Here is a 19,744-nt window from a genome sequence, read left to right as displayed (position 1 = left end):
CATAGCGGTCACTCGTCCCATCAATCGTCCTCGTCTTCGTAGCCGACCATCGCGAGGGCGCGGGCCGGGCGCTGGTGCAGCTGGCACCAGCGCAGCAGCGCTTCTTCGCGGCCATGCGTGATCCATGTTTCCTGCGGATCGACTTCGCGGATCGTGTCGGTCAGCTCGCCCCAGTCGGCATGGTCGGAGATGATCAGCGGCAGTTCGACATTGCGCTGCCGCGCGCGCTGGCGCACCCGCATCCAGCCTGACGCCATGGCGGTGATCGGATCGGGCAGGCGGCGGCTCCAGCGATCGTTCAGGGCCGAGGGTGGCGCGACGACGATGCTCCCGCGCATCTGGTCCTTCGTGGCGTCACTCACCAGCCGCAGCTCGCCCAGATCGACGCCGTGTTCTTCGTACAGGCGGCACATCTTCTCCATCGCGCCGTGGAGATAGATCGTGTCGGTGTGCCCCGCCGCACGCAACTCGGCGATCACGCGCTGCGCCTTGCCCAGCGCATAGGCGCCCACCAGCACGCACGAATCTGAATGCGCGGCCAGCCGATCGGTCAGCTTGGCCATCTCGCTCGCGATCGGCGGGTGGGTGAAGACCGGCAGGCCGAAGGTCGCCTCGGTGATGAAGATGTCGCATGGCGTCACTTCGAAGGGCGGGCAGGTCGGGTCCGCGCGGCGCTTGTAATCGCCGGTGACGACGATCCGCTCGCCCGCATGTTCGAGCAGGATCTGCGCACTGCCGAGCACATGGCCTGCGGGAATGTAGGTCGCGGTGACGTCGCCCTTCAGGCGAATGCTCTCGCCATACGCGACCGGCACCGCCTTGTGCCGGATCGTACCCGCATCATCCTCGGCCCCGGTGCGGTAGCGCAGCTCCATGATTGCGAGCGTCTCGGGCGTGGCGACGGTCTGCCCGTGCCCACCACGCGCGTGGTCGGCGTGGCCATGCGTGACGAGCGCATTGTCGACCGCGCGCGACGGATCGATCCACGCATCGGCGGGCAGCACGTGGATGCCGTGCGGGTGCGGCTGGATCCAGGAGAAGGGGGCGGACATGCGCGATCAACCGCCTGCCCATACGGCCTGTTCCCGTTTGCAGATCTCGAGCGCGGCAACCCCAGGATAGTCAGCGCGTTTCGATCTGCGTCCGCCATGCGATGAAGACGTCTAGCCGATTGCCGACCGAACCGAACCGTTCGAATCCCCGCCTAGAATCGAACCTCGTAGTCGATGGGCTCGTCCATAATCTGCGGTACGAAATTGAACAGCGAGATATATCGCGTGATATATTGCTCGATCATCGGGCGGTCGGCCCCTTCGGGAAGAGGTTCCCAAAAATCGACTCTGAATCCGGTGCGGCCATCGAAATTCATCGCACGGAATGTAAATCTAACGCTCATTCCATCCGCAGTCATCTTTCGGTGGATGGCCCCGTCATTACTTCCGCCGAGATTTTCGAAGTCGACACGACCCTCTGTGTCCTGAATTCCAGGGACCTTTGGGTCTTTTGTCAGCACCGTCCGCTGGCTTTCATCGCCAAAGCCTTCAGCTTTCCGACGTGTCGCCCGCTTCGCCCGCGCCTTCACCCGACGCCGCCTTCTTCTTCGGCGCCGCCTTCTTGCGCTTGCTCGCTTTGGGCGGTGCGGGCGTCAGCTCGAAGTGCGGCTTGCCGTCCTTCATCGTGACGTTGACCTCGCCGCCATCGGCCAGCTTGCCGAACAGCAGTTCCTCGGCCAGCGGCTGCTTGATCTTCTCTTGGATCAGGCGGCCCATCGGGCGCGCGCCGTAGAGGCGATCATAGCCCTTGTCGCCGAGCCACTTCTTGGCCGCCTCGTCGAACTGGATGTCGACATTCTGGTCGGCCAGCTGGAGCTCGAGCTGGATGATGAACTTGTCGACCACCCGCGCGATGGTGTCCTTGCCGAGATAGCCGAACGGCACGATCGCATCGAGGCGGTTGCGGAATTCCGGCGTGAACATCCGCTTCACCGCCTCCTCGCTCGCATCCTCGCGGCTGACGTCGCCAAAGCCGATGCCCTGGCTCGCCATGTCGGCCGCGCCCGCATTGGTGGTCATGATGAGAACCACATTGCGGAAATCGACGGTCTTGCCGTGGTGGTCGGTCAGGCGGCCATTATCCATCACCTGCAGCAGGATGTTGAACAGGTCGGGGTGCGCCTTCTCGATTTCGTCGAGCAGCAGGACCGAGTGCGGGTTCTGGTCGACCGCGTCGGTCAGCAGACCGCCCTGATCGTAACCGACATAGCCCGGAGGCGCGCCGATCAGGCGCGAAACGCTGTGGCGCTCCATATATTCGGACATGTCGAAGCGCTTCAATTCGATCCCCATGATGCTGGCGAGCTGGCGCGCAACCTCAGTCTTGCCGACGCCGGTAGGGCCCGAGAACAGGAACGAGCCGATCGGCTTGTCCGGATCGCGCAGGCCAGCACGGCTCAGCTTCATCGCGGTCGCGAGCTTGTTCACCGCCGGGTCCTGCCCGAAGACGACCTGCTTCAGATCGCGGTCGAGGTTTTCGAGTGCGGCCTTGTCGTCCTTGCTCACCGACTTCGGCGGAATGCGCGCCATCGTGGCGATCACCGCCTCGATCTCGCGCGCAGTGATCTTCTTGCGGCGTTTGCTCGGCGGAACCAGCATCTGCATCGCGCCGACCTCGTCGACCACGTCGATCGCCTTGTCGGGCAGCTTGCGGTCGTTGATGTAACGCGCGCTCAGCTCCACCGCCGTCTTCAGCGCATCGGCGGTGTAGGTCACCTTGTGGTGCTGTTCGAAGGCGGACTTGAGACCCTTTAGGATTTTGACCGTATCCTCGATCGTCGGTTCGTTGACGTCGATCTTCTGGAACCGGCGCAGCAGCGCGCGATCCTTTTCGAAGTGGTTGCGGAATTCCTTGTAGGTGGTTGATCCGATGCAGCGGATCGCGCCGCTCGACAATGCGGGCTTGAGCAGGTTCGAGGCATCCATCGCCCCGCCGCTGGTCGCGCCCGCACCGATCACGGTGTGAATCTCGTCGATGAACAAAATCGCGTGCGGCATTTTTTCGAGTTCGGAGACGACCTGTTTCAGTCGCTCCTCGAAATCGCCGCGATAGCGTGTGCCCGCGAGCAGCGCGCCCATGTCGAGCGAGTAGATCACCGCTTCCTCGAGCACTTCGGGAACGTCGCCTTCGACGATCTTGCGCGCAAGGCCTTCGGCGATCGCGGTCTTCCCGACGCCGGGGTCGCCGACATAGAGCGGGTTGTTCTTCGAGCGGCGGCATAGGATCTGCACGGTGCGGTCCACCTCGGGCCCGCGCCCGATCAGCGGATCGATCTTGCCGTTTTGCGCCTTGGCGTTGAGGTTGACCGTGAACTGGTCGAGCGCGGTCTCCTTCTTGTTCTTGGTGTCTTCCTTTTCTTCCGCCGCCTCGTCCTCGGCCCCGCGGGGGCTGCGCGGTTCCATCGCCTGGCCGCCCTTGCCGATGCCGTGGCTGATGAAGCTGACCGCATCGAGCCGGCTCATGTCCTGCTGCTGGAGGAAATAGACCGCGTAGGAATCGCGTTCGGAGAACAGCGCGACGAGCACGTTGGCGCCGGTGACGGTGTCCTTGCCGGACGACTGCACGTGCAGAATCGCGCGCTGGACCACGCGCTGGAAACCGGCGGTCGGCTGGGGTTCGCCTGCTTCGTCGGCTTTCAGCGACTGGTATTCCTGATCGAGATAGGTGCGGACCACGTCGGCCAGTTCGGCCATGTCCACCCCGCACGCGCCCATCACCTCGGCCGCGTCCTCGTCGGCGATCAGCGCGAGCAGCAGGTGCTCCAGCGTCGCGTATTCGTGGCGCCGTTCGCGTGCGCCGTCGAGTGCGGCGTGAAGGGTCTTCTCGAGGTTCTGGGCAAAGCTAGGCATAGGTTTTCCGGTCGGTTTGGCAGCGCAGGGACGCGCTGCGGAAGATCACCGCAGAATCGCGCCATGGGCTTAGCGCGCGGTGAATGACTTGCGAATGATATTGGGTTGCGCCGCGCACCTGTGAAGGGCGGGCGCAGGTCACTCGTCGATTTTCCTTGAAAACAGCGCCTCTGCCGCGTCGCGCTGCTGCGCATAGCGGTTTCGGTGCTGTTCGACGCGGGCAATCTCGACCTGCAGGGTGCGGATCCGCTCATCCAGCTCGAACTGCGACAGGCGCGAAAGATCCTCGGCGGCCAGCATGCTGGCGGCATCGCAGCCGGGCCGGGGGCCTTCCGCTTCTTCCATTAGGCGCGCGCTTTCATGCTTGCCACTGTCCTCCCAGCATCGCTTGCTGTCAATCCACCGCGCGGCTAGTGGCGGGCCCGGCCCGCGAGGGGGCCGACGCGGAGGGGGGAAGATCGAATGGCAGCCGTTCCCGAAACCATGCGAGCGATCGGGTTTGCCGAAGCCGGCGGCCCGGATGTGCTCACACTTGAAGAGGGCGTGGCCGTGCCGCAGCCGGGCGCGGACGAAATGCTGCTCAAGATGGCCTATGCCGGGGTCAACCGGCCCGACTGCATCCAGCGTCAGGGGCTCTATCCGCCGCCGCCGGGCGCCTCGCCGATCCTCGGGCTGGAGGCTTCGGGAGAGATCGTCGCGGTCGGCGAAGGCGTGGATGCCGGGTGGGTCGGCAAACAGGTCTGCGCGTTGACGCCCGGCGGGGGCTATGCCGAATATTGCTGCGTGCCCCAGGGGCACGTGCTGCCGGTGCCCGAAGCGCTGACCATGGCGGAGGCGGCGGCGCTGCCCGAAACGCTGTTCACCGTGTGGCACAATGTCTTCCAGCGCGGCATGGCGCGCGACGGCGAGACGCTGCTGGTCCACGGCGGCACCTCGGGGATTGGCACGATGGCGATCATGCTGGCCAAGGCCTTCGGCCTGACCACGATCGTGACCGCGGGGAGCGAAGAGAAATGCGATGCCGCGCGCCGCGTGGGCGCCGATCACGCGATCGATTACAAGACCACCGATTTCGTCGAGGCGGTCGGCCTGATTACCGGCGGCGACGGCGTGGACCTCGTGCTCGACATGGTGTCGGGCGATTATGTCGCGCGCAACCTCCAGTGCCTCAAACCTTGCGGGCGGCATGTGACCATCGCGGTGCTCGGCGGGATGAAGGCGCAGATCAACATGGCGCTGGTCATGTCAAAACGCCTGACCCTGACCGGATCGACGCTGCGCCCACGCTCCGATGCCTTCAAGACCGCGCTGCGCGACGAAATCTCGCGCGAGGCCTGGCCGCTGGTGGAAGACGGCACGATCCGCCCGGTGATGGACAGGATTTTCGAGCTGGGCGATGCCGCCAAGGCGCATGCCCGGATGGAAAACGGCGATCACATCGGCAAGATCGTGCTCGCAATCGACGAGACGCTCTGACGTCACGTCTCCCGTGGCTCAGTTGCTGTGGCCCACTTGCTGTGGTTAGTCGCCGAAATGTCACGGTCCTGTGGGCTTGCTGTAACAATGGCAGGCTAAGCTCGGGCGAGCATATCCCGGCGAGGGCGTGTCTTCGCCGGGCGTGATTCCGACGAGGAAAGGGAGCGACCTTCATGCTCGACCAAGCTTCGCCGCCGGGTCTGCCATCGGGCCTGTCCGACCTTGCAGGCAATTTCGGCAATGTCGCCGCTTTCCCGCCGGTCGAACCTTCGGTGCCCGAGCCCGAGGACGGCAAGCGCCGCCGCTATCGCACGATCTGGATCAGCGACGTGCACCTCGGCACCAAGGGCTGCAATGCGCAGATGCTGATCGATTTCCTTGACAGCACCGATAGCGAGACAATGTATCTCGTCGGCGATATCATCGACGGCTGGCGGCTGAAGAAGAAGCTCTACTGGCCCGCCGCACATAACAATATCGTCTGGCGCATCCTCAAGCGTTCGAAGCGCGGCACGCGGATCGTTTACATCCCCGGCAATCACGACGAGGTCGTGCGCCCGTTCTGCGGGATGAACTTCGGCGATGTCGAAATCCGCCGCGCGGCATTTCACGATACGGCGGACGGCCGTCGGCTGATGGTGCTGCATGGCGATGAATTCGATACGGTGATGCTCACACACAGGTGGCTCGCATTCGTCGGCGACACCGCCTATCACCTGATGATGTCGCTCAACGAGTGGGTCAACAAGGCCCGCAAGGCGATGGGGATGCCATACTGGTCGCTGTCGAAGGCGGCGAAGCACAAGGTGAAGAATGCCGTCGAGTTCATCTCGAAATACGAAGAGATCGTCGCCCGCGCAGCCGGAGAGCGCGGTGTCGACGGCGTCGTGTGCGGTCATATCCATACCGCCGAGCATCGCATCTTCCAGCACAACGGCCGCGACATCGAATACTGGAACGACGGCGACTGGGTCGAAGGGTGCAACGCGCTGGTCGAGCATTTCGACGGGCGGATGGAAATCCTCCACTGGCCGGACGAGATCGCCAAGCGGACCGGCAACGCGCCGGTCGCCGCTGGCGGGAACGAAGCGCGCGCGGTCGCCTGATGCTGCTGCTGGAACCGGGCGGGATGGCTGAATTGGTCGGTGCCCCGCCCAAGTCGATCGCGATCGTCAGCGATGCCTGGCATCCGCAGATGAACGGCGTCGTCCGGACCTTGACGACCACCTGCGACCTGCTGCGCGCGAGCGGCCACAGGGTCGATGTCATCACGCCCGATCAGTATCCTTCGGTTCCCTGCCCGACCTACCCCGAAATCCGCCTTGCCCTCACGCTGCCCGGCGCGGTGGGGCGGCGGCTCGCCTCGCTTCAGCCCGATGCGGTCCATATCGCCACCGAAGGCCCGCTGGGGCTTGCCGCGCGGCGCTATTGCATGAGCAAGGCGGTGCCCTTCACCACCGCCTATCACACGCAGTTCCCCGACTATGTGTCGCGCCGCACCTACCTGCCGCCGGACGCCTTCTGGCCCTATATCCGCTGGTTCCACCGCCCCGCGCAGCGGGTGATGGTGGCGACCGAGAGCATCCGCGAGGAGCTGCGCGAGCAGGGCCTCACCCGGCTGCATCACTGGGGCCGCGGCGTCGATCTGGAGGCATTCCGGCCCGATGTGGGGCCCAGTGCCGATTACGAAGGTCTGGCGGGCCCGATCCAGCTCTATGTCGGCCGGGTCGCGGTGGAGAAGAATATCGAGGCGTTCCTGAAGACCGACCAGCCCGGCACCAAGGTGGTGGTGGGCGACGGCCCGGCGTTGGCGGACCTCAAGGCGCGCTACCCCCAGGCGGTGTTCCTCGGCAAACGCTCGGGCGACGATCTGGCGCGCTGCTATGCCAATGCCGACGTGTTCGTCTTCCCGAGCAAGACCGACACTTTCGGGCTGGTGATGATCGAGGCGCTGGCCTGCGGAACCCCGGTGGCCGCCTACCCGGTGCCCGGCCCGCGCGACATCCTGACCGACGAGGCAGGCGCGATGAGCGAGGATCTGGACGAAGCGATCGCCACCGCGCTGACTCGCGACCGGCAGGCCTGCGCCGCTTTCGGACGGCAGTTCAGCTGGCAGGCGGCGACCGTGCAGTTTCTCGCCGGGCTCGAGGAATTCGACGGCGAGACGCTGACTCCCTGAGCGCGGCCGCCGATACGCGCCCGACGCGCGCCCGACACACACTGCGCCCCGCGTGATGATACTTGCCCCCGCGCGGCGGAAACCTTACACTAAGGCATACGTGGCCGCTCCTGCATGGGGCGGCCCTTTCATTTTCAGGCCCTCGCGACGACGCGGGGCGCACACTTTCAGGAATACCGACCATGGCCGATCAACCCACCCCGCTGATGCCCCACGCGACCGCCACCTGGCTGATCGACAATACCGGCCTCGGCTTCGAGCAGATCGCGGAGTTCTGTGGCCTCCACATCCTCGAAGTGCAGGCGATGGCGGACGATCTGGCGGGCAGCAAATATACCGGTCGCGACCCGGTCTATGCCGGCGAGCTGACGCAGGCCGAGATCGAGCGCGGGCAGGAAGACAGCACCTACAGCCTCAAGATGCAGAAGGCCCCGGCCGAAGTCACCCGCACCAAGGGCCCGCGCTATACCCCGGTATCGAAGCGGCAGGACAAGCCCGACGGGATCGCGTGGATCCTGCGCAACCACCCCGAGGTGACCGACGCGCAGATCGGCAAGCTGATCGGCACCACGCGCAACACCATCGGCGCTGTGCGCGAGCGCAGCCACTGGAACATCCAGAACATCCAGCCGAAGGACCCGGTGACGCTGGGCCTGTGCTCGCAGCGCGAGCTCGACGCGGTGGTCAAGGCCGCCGCGAAGAAGGCGGGCCTCGAAAACGCCGTCGCCGATCCGCAGGTCGAAGCGGGCGACAAGGCGCGCCTGATCGAGGAACTGCGCCGTGAGCGCGACCAGAACGAGAAGGCCGCCGCCGAAGCCGCGCAGGAAGCCGAAGCCGCCGCCTGGCTCGAAGCCAAGCGCGCGAGCGAGGAAGAAAAGCTTTCGGGCGCACCGCTCGACACCGGCTTTGCCAGCGAAGCCGACAGCGAGGAGCCGGCCGCAGTCGAAACCGGGGCCGAAGCCGAGGAGCAGGCCGAGGTAGAGCCCACGCCTGAGGCAGAAACCGGAACCGAAGCCGACGGCGAAACCGAAGCGGCCGAGACCGACGAACAGGCTTAAGAAACGCCCGCCCCGTCACGCTAAGGCTTGCGGGCGGGGCCTGCGCGCGGCATCTGTGTTTACATGGATGTAAGCAAGCTCCCGTATCACCATCCCCGCCCGTGGGATTTCGCCATCGAAACGACCACCATGCCCGCCTTGTTCGGGCGGGCGGTCGATGCCCATCCCGACCGCACGCTGGTCGAGTTCATGGGCCGGAAACTCAGCTATCAGGCGATGCATGCCGAGGCGCGGCGCTTCGCGGCGGGCCTTCAGGAAGCCGGGATCGGTCGCGGCGACCGGGTCGGGCTGTTCCTGCCCAACGTGCCGATCTATCTGTCCGCCTATTACGGGGCGATGATGGCGGGCGCGACGCTGGTCAATTTCTCGCCGCTCTATTCGGTCGACGAGTTGGCGCACCAGGTCGAGGATTCGGGCACCCGGCTGCTGGTGACCGTCGATGTCGCGCAGCTTTACGATACTGCGGCCGAAGTCCTCCAGAAATCCTCGCTCAAGACGCTGGTCGTGGGCGAGCTGGCGGGGATGCTGCCGACGCTCAAGAGCATCGGCCTCAAGCTGTTCAAGGCCAAGGCGGTTGCCAAGCCCGCCTATGGCGACTCGATCGTGCGCTGGCAGGACATGCTGCCCCGTAGCGAGCCCAAGCGGCTGGACATCACGCCCGACGAGATCGCGTTGCTGCAATATACCGGGGGCACCACCGGGCGCCCCAAGGGCGCGATGCTCAGCCATGGAAACCTCGCCGCCAATGCGCAGCAGGTGAACGCGATCGATCCGATCGACCGCGACGAGCCCGATATCATCATGGGCGCGCTGCCGCTGTTCCATGTGTTCGCGAACACCTGCGTGCTCAATCGCAGCATCGTGCGCGGCGCGACCATCGCGATGGTCCCGCGGTTCGATGCGGGCGATGTCTTGGCGACGATGAAGCGCGCGAAGGTGACGGGATTCCCCGGCGTGCCGACAATGTTTCAGGCGCTGCTCGACCATCCCAAGGTCGCGGGGCAGGACTTTTCGCACCTCAGGATCTGCATCTCGGGCGGCGCTCCGCTCGCCGATCCGCTGCGCGACAAGTGGGAGAAGGTCTCGGGCGTCCGGCTGGTTGAAGGCTATGGCCTGACCGAAAGTTCGGGCGTGGTCTCGACCAATCCTTACGAGGCGCAGCGCAAGAACGGCACCATCGGTCAGGTCCTGCCGCAGACCCGCCTGCTGCTGCTCGACAAGGAAGACGAGACCACGCTCGCCCCCGAAGGCGAGCCGGGCGAACTGGCGATCCACGGACCGCAGATCATGCAAGGCTACTGGAACCTGCCCGAAGCCGATGCGGAGGTGTTCGTCGAGCATCAGGGCCGCAAATGGCTGCGCACCGGCGATGTGGCGATCATCGGCGAAGACGGTTTCGTGGAGATCGTCGACCGCATCAAGGACATGATCGCGGTCGGCGGGTTCAAGGTCTTCCCCAGTCAGGTGGAAGACGTGTTGCAGGAGCATCCCGCGATTCGCGACGTGCTCGTGATCGGTGTGCCCGACGACTACAAGGGCGAGGTGCCGCGCGCTTATGCGAGCCTGCAGCCCGACCAGCGCGCGCCATCGGCTGAAGTGCTGCGCGACTGGCTCAACGCCCGGGTCGGCAAGCACGAGCGGGTCGACGAAGTGGTGATTCGCAAGGAACTGCCGGTGACGATGGTGGGCAAGCTCGACCGCAAGGCGCTGCGGCAGGAAGTGCTCGGCTAGGGAGGCGGCCCTGCGGCACCACGCCGCGCAAAGAAAAAGGCGCGCCGCATCGCTGCTGCGCGCCTTTCCATCTCCCGCCAGAGAATCAGTAATAGTTGGAGCTGGTGCTCTTCTCGCCGTCGTTGGCGGCGCCACTATCCGCCGCGAAGGGCGAAATGCCCAGATCGGCGGTGGTCGAGCCCGAAGACGACGAGGGCGAGCCCATGCCGGTCCCCTGTGCGTCCGACCCACTGCCCGTGCCGCTCGACGCGGTGTTCGCGGGTGCCGGGGTCCCGGCTTCGCGCGGTGCGAAGCGGCCCTGGACGGACGCGCCCTGTTCCACCGTCAGCGCTTCGTAATGGACATCGCCATTGATCGTCGCGCTGCGCAGGATGACCAGCTCTTTCGCGTGGATCGACCCGTCGACACGGCCTGCGAGGCGCGCGCTGTCGGCCTTCACTTCGCCAGTGATCTGGCTGCCGTCGCCCTGGACGAGCGAAGCGCAGTCGATATCGCCTTCCACCGTGCCATCGATATGCAGCTCGGTCGAGGCGGAGATGTTGCCGGTGATGGTGACATCCGCACCCAGCACCGAGAAGCTGCCCGAGGAGGAGTTGCTCTTAGACACCGGCGACGCCTTCGGCGTTGTCGGCCGACTCGGTGCGCTGGGGGCCGGGGTTTCGGCGGGCTTTTTTGAGAACATCGGGGGCTAACTCCAAGAATGTGCGCGGATTGACTGCGGTGCCGTTCACTCGAACCTCGAAATGCAGGTGCGGGCCGGTCGATCGACCCGTGCTGCCAATAGCGCCGATTACGGCGCCCGCTTCAACCCGGTCGCCCACCTTCGCTTCAAAACGCGACATGTGGGCGTAACGGGTTAACAGCCCCTGCCCGTGACTGATTTCGACCACGTTACCATATCCGCCCCGGCGACCCACAAAGGTCACGGTTCCGCGTGCGGTTGCGTAGATGGGTGAACCCATCGCGCCGGGGAAGTCGAGCCCCCGGTGCATCGCAGCGCGGCCGGTGAACGGATCGCGGCGATAGCCGTACGACGAATTCGCCGCCGCCACATCGGTCGGCCTGATTTGCGGCACGCCTTCGAGCGTGGCTTCGAGCGTCGCCATGCGCGACAGGCTGAGGCCGAGGCGTTCGAACCGCGGATCGATCTCGTCCTTGCCGAACAGCGCTTCGAACGGGCCGCCGCGTGCTTCGCGTTCGGCATTGGCGAGCATCCCCTGCGGGTCGAGCCCCAGTTCGCGCAGCGCCCACATGGCCTGGCGCGAACGCTGGTCGGCATAGCGGGTGAGGCCTTCCACGAAGGCCAGCTGGCGTGCCTCGATCCGCGCAAGTTCGGCGGCTTCGGGCACGGCCTCGGAAACTTTCTCGACCAGTTCGTCGGTTTCGCTCGACCCGTCGTCGGCATCGGTGGGCTGCACCCCGCCCTGCTCGACCGCGTCGGCGGGCAAGACCTTCATCATTTCCTCGATGAAATCCTGCCGCTTGTTCAGGTCGAGAACGACGTCGTCCATATTGTCGCGATAGGCCTGCAGTCGCTCTTCGGAGGTGGCCACGGTGGTTTCGCGTTGCATGAGCGAGGCGCGCTCGACGCTGGCCTGATACTGGAGGACGCTCATCACACCCATGCTGCCGACGAAGGCGACCGAGGCGGTCAGCGCCAATGCCGCAGAGCGTTTCTGCAACTTGGAACTGATCTTGATGAAACGAACCTGGCCTTGCGAACGCATAAAGAATTCGCGTTCGGGAAACCACTGTTCCATGCGCTGCGCCCACGTGACGCGCTGTTCCGTCCGATTATCCAATGCAACCCCTAACCGTTGTTCCGGTCCCTTCGCCCGGGCTAGCAAGGGGTATCGGATCGGTCGAATCGTGCGCCGAGTCGTTAGGACGAATCGAAGTCTGGCCGCGACGAACTGAAAAAAAGTGTCTCATTAACTATGTTTTTTCCGGAACCGCTTGAAGCGCCGTGGATTTTGTCGCGTCGCGATCACTCCCTTTTAACCGCGCAAAGCGCCTCGCGAGTCGGTCTGGCGGGGCGTGCGGACCGGCGGACCAACCCATCCGGCCCGCGCACCGGCCTTCTGGGCGGCAGCTTCAACCCCGCGCATGGCGGGCATCGGCGTATTTCGCTGTTCGCGCTAGAGGCGCTGGGGCTGGACGAGGTGTGGTGGCTCGTCTCGCCGGGCAATCCGCTCAAGCCCAAGGAGGGCATGGCACCGTTGCACGCACGCTACGCCTCGGCGGCAAAAATGGCGCGGCGGGCACCGATCAGGGCGACTGCGATCGAGCGGGAACTGGGCACCCGCTACACTATCGACACCATCGAAGCCCTGCAAATGCGCTATCCCAAGCGCGAATTCGTGTGGCTGATGGGGTCAGACAATCTCGCCCAATTCCACAAGTGGAAGGCGTGGCGGCGGATCGCATGGCGGCTGCCGATTGCGGTGATCGCCAGACCGGGGTATGAGATGGCAACCGTCGCAAGCCCCGCGGCGGCCATGTTGCGGCGCTTCCGGATGGACGCGGCACGTTTTGCCAACAGGGGCGAATGGAGCGCACCGACCCTGGTGACCCTGCGATTCGATCCCGACGACCGGTCGGCCACCGCGATCCGCGCTGGGGAGCCCGATTGGGCCCAGGATCGAGCTGCGGGATACGCATCCGCTTCTCTTCGAGACCAGATAACCCATCGGCTCATCCAGGGTGCCGATACAGCGCCGGGCAGCGCATGACTCGCATCTGCTCCCGGCCATTCCCATATCCTTGGAATGACAGGAGTATCGACCTCGCCCATGACAACACATGCGCAAGCCACATCATTATCCGCCGGCGCCCCCGCCGGGATCGCAGCCTCGAAGCAGGGTGCGCGCGTGTCTGAAGACCGTTCGGATGCGCTGCACGCGCTGGTGATGCAGCATCTCGACGACGATCAGGCGCAGGATATCGTCACCATCGACCTTGAAGGAAAGTCGAGCATGGCCGACCACATGGTGGTCGCGACCGGCCGATCGACACGCCAGGTCGCCTCGATCGCGCAAAAACTGGCCGAGACGCTGAAGGCGGACGGCTACGGCCCGGTCCGGCTCGAAGGCCTGCCCGCCGCCGACTGGGTCGTGCTCGATGCGGGCGACGTCGTCGTCCACCTGTTCCGCCCCGAAGTGCGCAGCTTCTACAATATCGAGCGCATGTGGTCGTTCGGCGACGATGACAAAAAGACAGCGGGCGGCACTGCGTAAGGGGCAGTCTTCATTGTGTTCGGCACCGCTGAGTCGGTGACACTTGGCCAACCGCAACACACACCAACCCGACGGAAAATCAAATGCTCCTCCACATTCTTGCGCGCGGGAAGATCGGGCGCTCGCCCGAGGCCGAGCTGGTCGACCGCTACCTGACGCGCATTGCGTGGGACACGAAGCTGACCGAACTGCCCGAGACCGGCGGGCGCATCCCGCCACCCAAAGAGCCGGTCCGCACCGTCGCGCTGGACGAGAAGGGGCGTGACCTTCCTTCCGAAAAACTGGCCGAAATCCTCGGCGACTGGCGCGATGGTGGGATCCGCGAAACGCGCTTCGTGATCGGTGCGGCTGACGGGCACAGCGATACGCAGCGCAGCCAGGCCGACCTGCTGCTCGCCTTCGGCAGCGCGACCTGGCCGCATCTGATGGCGCGCGCGATGCTGGCCGAACAGCTCTATCGCGCAACGAGCATCCTTGCCGGGCATCCCTATCATCGGGCAGGATAGCACGCGATGCTCGGACGCCTCGCCCTTTTCGCCGTGCCGCTCGGCCTGCTCGCCGCCCTCGCGCTGGCGCCGCAGGTGCGTGGCCAGGGACAGGCCGCGAGCGCTTTCGAAACCACCGAAGATGTCCGCGCCGCGATAGAGCGCGCCGAGAAGGCTTCCGCGCGCGCGGCCCAGCGGGGCCGTTCGCTGGAGGCAGCAGCGGCGCAGGCGCAGGAAGAGGCCGAGAAGATTGCGCAGCAATCGGCCGCGCTCGCCGCGCGAATTCAGGAAACCGAGGCCGAAATCGCGGTCGCGCAGGGTCGCCTTTCGCTGATCGCGCGCCAGCAACGCGCGCTCGATGCGCGGCTGGGCGAACGGCGCGAGCCGCTGATCCGGCTGACCGGCGCGTTGCAGAATTTCTCGCGCCGCCCGCTGATCCTGTCGGTCTTCCGCCCCGGCTCGGTGCGCGACAGCATGTATCTGCGCGCGGTGCTCGAAACCACGATTCCCGAGGTACAGGGCCGCACGGCCGCGCTGCGCGCCGAGATCGATCGTAGCCGTGCGCTGCGCAACCAGGCCGAAACCGTGCTCGGCACGCTCGCCGAGGAAGAAGACCGGCTGGCTTTGCGACGGCAGCAGCTCGCGGCGATCGAAACGCGCAAGCGCCTCGCGGCGCGGCGGCGCGGTGGCGAGGCCGACCGGCAGGAGGAACGCGCGCTGGCGCTGGCCGAAGAAGCGCGCGACCTCGACGGTCTGGTCGCGCGAATCGATGCCGCAGGGTCCTTGCGCGAGGAGCTGGCCGCACTCCCCGGCCCTGTGATCCGCCCCACGCAGCCTTCGCAGGCACGCGCTCCGGGCCGCGCAACGCCGCTTCCGCCGACAAAGGCAACCAGCGCCCGCTCGCCTGCAGGTCTGCGCCTGCCGGTCGATGGGCGCACGCTGCGCGGCTACGGCTCGGTCGATCGCAATGGCTCGCGTTCCGAAGGGCTGACCGTGCGCGCGAGCGGCGGCGCACAGGTGGTCACGCCCGCGCCGGGCCGCGTCGCCTTTGCGGGGCCGTTTCGCGGCTATTCGCGGATCGTGATCGTCGAACATCCCGATGGCTGGACCAGCCTGGTCACCGGCCTTGCGCGGACCGATGTGACCGTGGGCGAGGAACTGACCGCGGGCGCGCCGATTGGTGTCGCCCCGCCCGGCGGTGGCGCGATCGGGTTCGAACTACGGCTGGGCGGGCGCCCGGCCAACCCGCTCGATCATCTGGCGCGCTGAGCGGTGCCGTTACCGACTCGGCCCGGCCCGATACAGGCTTGCCGGGCGTTGCCGCGCCATCTGGTGTTAACCTCTCGTGCGCGATAAACAGACGCAGATTGTTCAAAAGGCCTCAGATATGAAACTGCCCGTCGTCGCACGCTCGCTCGCCCTCGTCTCCGCGCTCGCCATGATTCCCATCGCGACCGCAGGGATGGCGCAGGTCGACAGCCGGGTGGCCCCCGAATTCGCGAAGCTGTTCGCGACCTATCAGCGGGTCAAGGCGAGCTATGTCGACCCGGTCGACGACGAGAAGCTGATCCGCGGCGCGATCGACGGGATGCTCGCCAGCCTCGATCCGCATTCGGCCTATCTCGACGGCAGCGATCTGCAGCGGCTCGAAACCATGATCGACGGCAATTATTCAGGGCTAGGCCTGTCGGTCGTGATGGAAGACGGCGCGGTCAAAGTCGTCAGCCCGTTCCGTGGCAGCCCCGCCGAAAAGGCAGGGATCAAGGCCGGCGACTTCATCACGCATCTCGATGGCAAGCTGATCTACGGCGGCGATCTGGACGAGGCGGTGGCGCAGATGCGCGGCGAGGCAGGCACCTCGATCAACCTGACGATCTTCCGCCCCGGCAGCGACGAACCGATCGAGACCAGCGTGACGCGCGGCGTGATCGAGCTTGAGCCGGTGACGCACACCCTCGCCGACGGTGGCGTGGGGATCATCACGGTCAACGAATTCTCGCGCGATGTCGGTGCGGACGTGTTCGCCGCGTGGAACGAGATCGAGAAGGAAGCGAACGGGCGGGTCAACGGCCTGGTGCTCGATCTGCGGTCCAACCCCGGCGGCGCGCTGGACGAAGCGGTTGCCCTGTCGGACCTGTTCCTCGAGGACGGACGCATCGTCTCGCAGCGCGGCCGCGCGCAGGGCGAGTCGCTGACCTATAATGCGGAGACGATCTATCGCGGCGAGATCGCCGCCGATGTCCCGATGATCGTCCTGATCGACGCAGGCTCCGCCTCGGCCAGCGAGATCGTGGCGGGCGCATTGCAGGATCATCGCCGCGCGCTGATCATGGGTGAACGCAGCTTCGGCAAGGGCAGCGTCCAGTCGCTCGTGCCGATCGGCGCGAATGCGGCGCTCAAGCTCACCACCGCGCGCTATTACACGCCGTCCGGCCACTCGGTGCAGGAAGGCGGGATCAAGCCCGATATCCGCGTGCCGCAAATTTCCGACCCCGATCTTGCCCGGCGGATGAAATACCAGCTGCGCGAGAGCGACCTGCGTGGCCACCTCATCAACGAGGCGGACCTGAAGGACGACGACATGGAACGCGACCTCAAGGCGGACCCGCGCTTCTCGCAAACCGCCGCCGAGCTCGAGGAGCAGGGGATCGACGATTTCCAGCTCGACTATGCGATCAAGACGCTCCGCCGCACCACGGCGAGCACGGTCGCCCTGCGTAAGTAACCGGGAGCGCAAGGGGGATGCTCGATACGCAATCGCGCACCGCGCGCTGGATCGTCCTGATCGTGCCCGCGCTCCTGCTCGGCGGGGCTTACCTCAGCCAGTATGGCTTCGGGCTCTATCCGTGCGAAATGTGCTGGTGGCAGCGCTGGCCGCATTTCGCGGCACTCGGCTTCGCCGCGCTCGCCTTCCTCGCACCGCCGAAGCGGTTGTGGATCGCGCTTGGCGCCCTCGCGATCATCGTCTCCGGGCTGATCGGAGGCTTCCATGCGGGCGTCGAATATGATTGGTGGGAAGGGATCACCGGCTGCGCGAAAACGACCACGGCGAGCGGCGGCAGCGCGCTCGATGAGATCATGCAAGCGCCGCTGATCCGGTGCGACGTGGCACCATGGACGCTGCTGGGCGTTTCTCTGGCAGGATATAACTTCATCGTCTCGTGCGCCGCCGGAGTGGCCGCGCTGGCGCTGCTGACGAGAAAGCGGAAGGCTCTATGAAAGACCATATCGAACGGATGATCCGGGTCGACCAGGCGGGTGAGTTCGGTGCCACGCGCATCTATGCCGGGCAGCTGGCGGTGATGGGCGACCGCGGCCCGCATTCGGGCGAGATTGCCGCGATGGCGCGTCAGGAAGACGTTCATCACGATGCCTTCAACGCTCTGATGGCGGAGCGCGGCGTGCGCCCGACCGCGCTGCACCCGTTCTGGTCCGCCGCCGGTTACGCGCTGGGCGCGGCGACCGCGCTGATCGGCCCCAAGGCCGCGATGGCCTGCACCGCAGCGGTCGAGACCGAGATCGACCTGCATTATTCCAAGCAGCTCGACACCCTCAAAGACGCCGACGAGGAACCCGAACTGCAGGCGATGATCGCGCAGTTCCGCGAGGAAGAGCGCGAGCATCACGATGCCGCGATCGCCGCAGGGGCAGAGGAAACGCCGGCCTATCCGCTGCTCTCCGCCGCGATCCGGCTGGGCTGCCGCGCCGCCATCCGGCTCAGCGAGCGCGTGTGATGCGCGCGCACCTGACGTCCCGCGTCTCCGCTTCAGTCACAGTTCAGCCATTCGCGTCGCTTATGGCGCGAGCTACGCAGACACCTTTTCCTGCCCACCCGCAGAGGTCCACCATGAAGACATTCGCCACCGCCACTTTCGCCGCCATCCTCGCTCTCGGGGCCGGAGCCCCCGCGCTTGCGCAGGACGAGGCGGGCGACCGTGTGAATATGGTCATCGCCTACGACGAGAGCGAATGCCCCGATCAGAGCGCGGAGAACGAAATCGTCGTCTGCACCATCGTGGTCGAGGGCGATCGATACCGTATCCCCGCTCCGCTGCGGCACAGCGACGATCCCGACAATACCGCCTGGGCGCAGCGCGTCGAAGGCTTCAAGTTCGTCGGCGATTTCGGCGCGATGAGCTGCTCCCCGTCGGGCGCGGCCGGCTTTACCGGTTGCACGCAGAAGATGATCGATGCGGCCTACGAGGCGCGCGAAAGCGGTGCATCCGCCCGCTTCGGCCAGCTGATTGCCGAAGCGCGGGCCGAGCGCCTGTCGACCATCGATGAAGATGCCGCCGCGCAGCAGGAGCGGGTCGAGATGATCGAGCGCGAATATATGGAACGGCTGGAGAAAGAGCGCGAGAGCGAAGTCGCCGCCGAGGCGCTTCCCGCACCGTCCGCCTCCGACGATTGAGCCCGGGGCTCTAGGCTTGGCGCGAGGCTTTGCGTAAGCATCGCCGCATGGCCAGCATCGACACATCCGCCCGCCGGAAAATCGCGCTCGTATTCGGCACCCGGCCCGAAGCGATCAAGCTCTTCCCGCTGGCTCATCTGCTGAAGGCCGACGACCGCTTCGATCCGGTGGTGATCGTCACCGGCCAGCATCGCGGGATGCTGGACCAGGTGCTCGATATTGCAGGGCTGGTCCCCGACCACGACCTCGCAGTGATGCGGGCCGACCAGTCGCTCGATGCGCTCACCGCGCGGCTGCTCACCGGCATCGGCGATGTGCTCGATAGCGAACAGCCCGACTGGGTGGTGGTCCAGGGCGATACCGCCAGCGCCATGTGCGGTGCGCTGACCGCGTTCTATCGCAAGATTCCCATCGCCCATGTCGAGGCGGGGCTGCGCAGCGGCGATATCCATCATCCATGGCCCGAAGAGGTCAACCGCAAGATCATCGGCACCATGGCCGCGTTGCATTGCGCGCCGACCGAAACCTCCGCCGCCGCCCTGCGGCGCGAGAACGTGGCCGAAGGCGATATCCACGTTACCGGCAACACCGTGGTCGATGCGCTGCACTGGGTGCTCGATGCGATCGCGCAGAAGCCCGCGCTGGCCGCCGAGCTGCATACCGCCGCCGCGCGCTTCGCAGGCAAGCGCATCGTCGGCGTGACCACCCACCGGCGGGAGAATTTCGGCGAGGGTATGCGCGCGATTGCGGGCGCCATCCGCCGGATCGCCTCGCGCGAGGACACGGCGGTGATCTTCCCCGTCCACCTCAACCCCAATGTGCGCGAGACGATGATGGGCGAGCTGGCGGGGCTGGACAATGTCGCGCTGCTCGAACCGCTCGACTATCCCAATTTCGCGGCGCTGATGCAGGCGAGCACGCTGATGCTGACCGATAGTGGCGGGGTGCAGGAAGAGGCGCCCGCGCTGGGCAAGCCGGTGCTGGTGATGCGCGAGACGACCGAACGGCCCGAAGGGGTCGAGGCGGGGACCGCCAAGCTGGTCGGCACCGATCCCGACGCGATCGTGGAAGAGGTCACCCGCCTGCTCGACGACGAAGCCGCCTATGCCGCGATGGCGCAGGCGCATAATCCCTTCGGCGATGGCAAGTCCTCCGCCCGCATCGCCGAGCTGATGGCGCAGCGAAATGCCATGAATTAGCCCCTAAATCGGCTCGTCCTGAGCCTGTCGAAGGGCGGGCGTGGGGCGGCGTTCGCGCTTCGACAAG

Annotated in this window: 19 protein-coding genes and 1 pseudogene; 14 read left to right on the top strand and 6 right to left on the bottom strand. The window is 65.9% G+C overall.

What is annotated here, in order from left to right:
- Positions 1-20: 20 nt before the first annotated feature.
- The 4 genes from AAG612_RS10540 to AAG612_RS10525 form a co-directional block, all read right to left on the bottom strand.
- On the bottom strand, positions 21-1,052 hold the full coding sequence (locus AAG612_RS10540; RefSeq protein WP_342509986.1) for a ligase-associated DNA damage response exonuclease: 1,032 nt from the start codon (positions 1,050-1,052) through the stop codon (positions 21-23).
- Positions 1,053-1,204: 152 nt separating this feature from the next.
- Positions 1,205-1,582, bottom strand: coding sequence for a hypothetical protein (locus AAG612_RS10535; protein WP_342509984.1), 378 nt, complete (start codon positions 1,580-1,582; stop codon positions 1,205-1,207).
- The gene (clpA, locus tag AAG612_RS10530; RefSeq protein ID WP_342509982.1) at positions 1,542-3,902 is read right to left on the bottom strand and encodes an ATP-dependent Clp protease ATP-binding subunit ClpA; all 2,361 of its coding nucleotides are present in this window, start codon (positions 3,900-3,902) and stop codon (positions 1,542-1,544) included. The genes AAG612_RS10535 and clpA overlap by 41 nt, the downstream gene beginning before the upstream one ends.
- A gap of 138 nt (positions 3,903-4,040) precedes the next feature.
- Positions 4,041-4,247, bottom strand: coding sequence for a DUF1192 domain-containing protein (locus AAG612_RS10525; protein ID WP_342509980.1), 207 nt, complete (start codon positions 4,245-4,247; stop codon positions 4,041-4,043).
- Positions 4,248-4,385: 138 nt separating this feature from the next.
- On the opposite strand from AAG612_RS10525, the gene AAG612_RS10520 reads away from it, so the two are divergent.
- From AAG612_RS10520 to AAG612_RS10500, 5 genes and pseudogenes are all read left to right on the top strand, one after another.
- Positions 4,386-5,378 (top strand): NAD(P)H-quinone oxidoreductase, encoded by a 993-nt coding sequence (locus AAG612_RS10520; RefSeq protein ID WP_342510341.1) that lies wholly within the window; start codon positions 4,386-4,388, stop codon positions 5,376-5,378.
- 173 nt (positions 5,379-5,551) lie between these two features.
- Positions 5,552-6,484 (top strand): UDP-2,3-diacylglucosamine diphosphatase, encoded by a 933-nt coding sequence (locus AAG612_RS10515; RefSeq protein WP_342509978.1) that lies wholly within the window; start codon positions 5,552-5,554, stop codon positions 6,482-6,484.
- On the top strand, positions 6,484-7,557 hold the full coding sequence (locus AAG612_RS10510) for a glycosyltransferase family 4 protein (protein ID WP_342509976.1): 1,074 nt from the start codon (positions 6,484-6,486) through the stop codon (positions 7,555-7,557). Before AAG612_RS10515 ends, AAG612_RS10510 begins: the two co-directional genes overlap by 1 nt.
- A gap of 182 nt (positions 7,558-7,739) precedes the next feature.
- Positions 7,740-8,432: pseudogene (locus AAG612_RS10505) on the top strand (cell cycle transcriptional regulator TrcR); the annotation flags it as partial.
- A gap of 246 nt (positions 8,433-8,678) precedes the next feature.
- The gene (locus AAG612_RS10500) at positions 8,679-10,346 is read left to right on the top strand and encodes a long-chain-fatty-acid--CoA ligase (RefSeq protein ID WP_342509974.1); all 1,668 of its coding nucleotides are present in this window, start codon (positions 8,679-8,681) and stop codon (positions 10,344-10,346) included.
- A gap of 85 nt (positions 10,347-10,431) precedes the next feature.
- On the opposite strand, the gene AAG612_RS10495 is transcribed toward AAG612_RS10500, so the two are convergent.
- Together AAG612_RS10495 and AAG612_RS10490 are read right to left on the bottom strand one after the other, a co-directional pair.
- The gene (locus AAG612_RS10495) at positions 10,432-10,953 is read right to left on the bottom strand and encodes a bactofilin family protein (protein WP_342509972.1); all 522 of its coding nucleotides are present in this window, start codon (positions 10,951-10,953) and stop codon (positions 10,432-10,434) included.
- The gene (locus AAG612_RS10490; protein ID WP_342509970.1) at positions 10,946-12,106 is read right to left on the bottom strand and encodes a peptidoglycan DD-metalloendopeptidase family protein; all 1,161 of its coding nucleotides are present in this window, start codon (positions 12,104-12,106) and stop codon (positions 10,946-10,948) included. The genes AAG612_RS10495 and AAG612_RS10490 overlap by 8 nt, the downstream gene beginning before the upstream one ends.
- 177 nt (positions 12,107-12,283) lie before the next feature.
- Between AAG612_RS10490 and AAG612_RS10485 the strand changes: the two genes are divergently transcribed.
- From AAG612_RS10485 to wecB, 9 genes are all read left to right on the top strand, one after another.
- On the top strand, positions 12,284-13,078 hold the full coding sequence (locus AAG612_RS10485; protein ID WP_342509968.1) for a nicotinate-nucleotide adenylyltransferase: 795 nt from the start codon (positions 12,284-12,286) through the stop codon (positions 13,076-13,078).
- Between the two features lie 138 nt (positions 13,079-13,216).
- Positions 13,217-13,582: a ribosome silencing factor gene (rsfS, locus tag AAG612_RS10480; RefSeq protein WP_425341847.1), complete on the top strand. Its 366-nt coding sequence runs from the start codon at positions 13,217-13,219 to the stop codon at positions 13,580-13,582.
- 83 nt (positions 13,583-13,665) lie between these two features.
- On the top strand, positions 13,666-14,088 hold the full coding sequence (locus AAG612_RS10475; RefSeq protein ID WP_342509966.1) for a 23S rRNA (pseudouridine(1915)-N(3))-methyltransferase RlmH: 423 nt from the start codon (positions 13,666-13,668) through the stop codon (positions 14,086-14,088).
- 6 nt (positions 14,089-14,094) lie between these two features.
- Complete coding sequence (locus AAG612_RS10470) at positions 14,095-15,336, top strand: murein hydrolase activator EnvC family protein (protein WP_342509962.1); 1,242 nt, start codon at positions 14,095-14,097, stop codon at positions 15,334-15,336.
- A 118-nt stretch (positions 15,337-15,454) separates the two neighbouring features.
- The gene (locus tag AAG612_RS10465) at positions 15,455-16,792 is read left to right on the top strand and encodes a S41 family peptidase (protein ID WP_342509960.1); all 1,338 of its coding nucleotides are present in this window, start codon (positions 15,455-15,457) and stop codon (positions 16,790-16,792) included.
- A 17-nt stretch (positions 16,793-16,809) separates the two neighbouring features.
- Positions 16,810-17,286 (top strand): disulfide bond formation protein B, encoded by a 477-nt coding sequence (locus tag AAG612_RS10460; protein ID WP_342509958.1) that lies wholly within the window; start codon positions 16,810-16,812, stop codon positions 17,284-17,286.
- A complete protein-coding gene (locus tag AAG612_RS10455; protein WP_342509956.1) occupies positions 17,283-17,801 on the top strand; it encodes a demethoxyubiquinone hydroxylase family protein in 519 nt (172 codons plus the stop codon). The genes AAG612_RS10460 and AAG612_RS10455 overlap by 4 nt, the downstream gene beginning before the upstream one ends.
- A gap of 113 nt (positions 17,802-17,914) precedes the next feature.
- Complete coding sequence (locus AAG612_RS10450) at positions 17,915-18,478, top strand: hypothetical protein (RefSeq protein ID WP_342509955.1); 564 nt, start codon at positions 17,915-17,917, stop codon at positions 18,476-18,478.
- Between the two features lie 47 nt (positions 18,479-18,525).
- Entirely contained in the window at positions 18,526-19,677 is a 1,152-nt protein-coding gene (wecB, locus tag AAG612_RS10445; protein WP_342509953.1) for a non-hydrolyzing UDP-N-acetylglucosamine 2-epimerase, read from the top strand.
- Positions 19,678-19,744: the final 67 nt, after the last annotated feature.

Source organism: Citromicrobium bathyomarinum, from assembly GCF_038594605.1.
GTDB classification, from domain to species: domain Bacteria; phylum Pseudomonadota; class Alphaproteobacteria; order Sphingomonadales; family Sphingomonadaceae; genus Alteriqipengyuania; species Alteriqipengyuania bathyomarina_B.
This window is presented reverse-complemented; position numbering and strand designations above follow the sequence as displayed.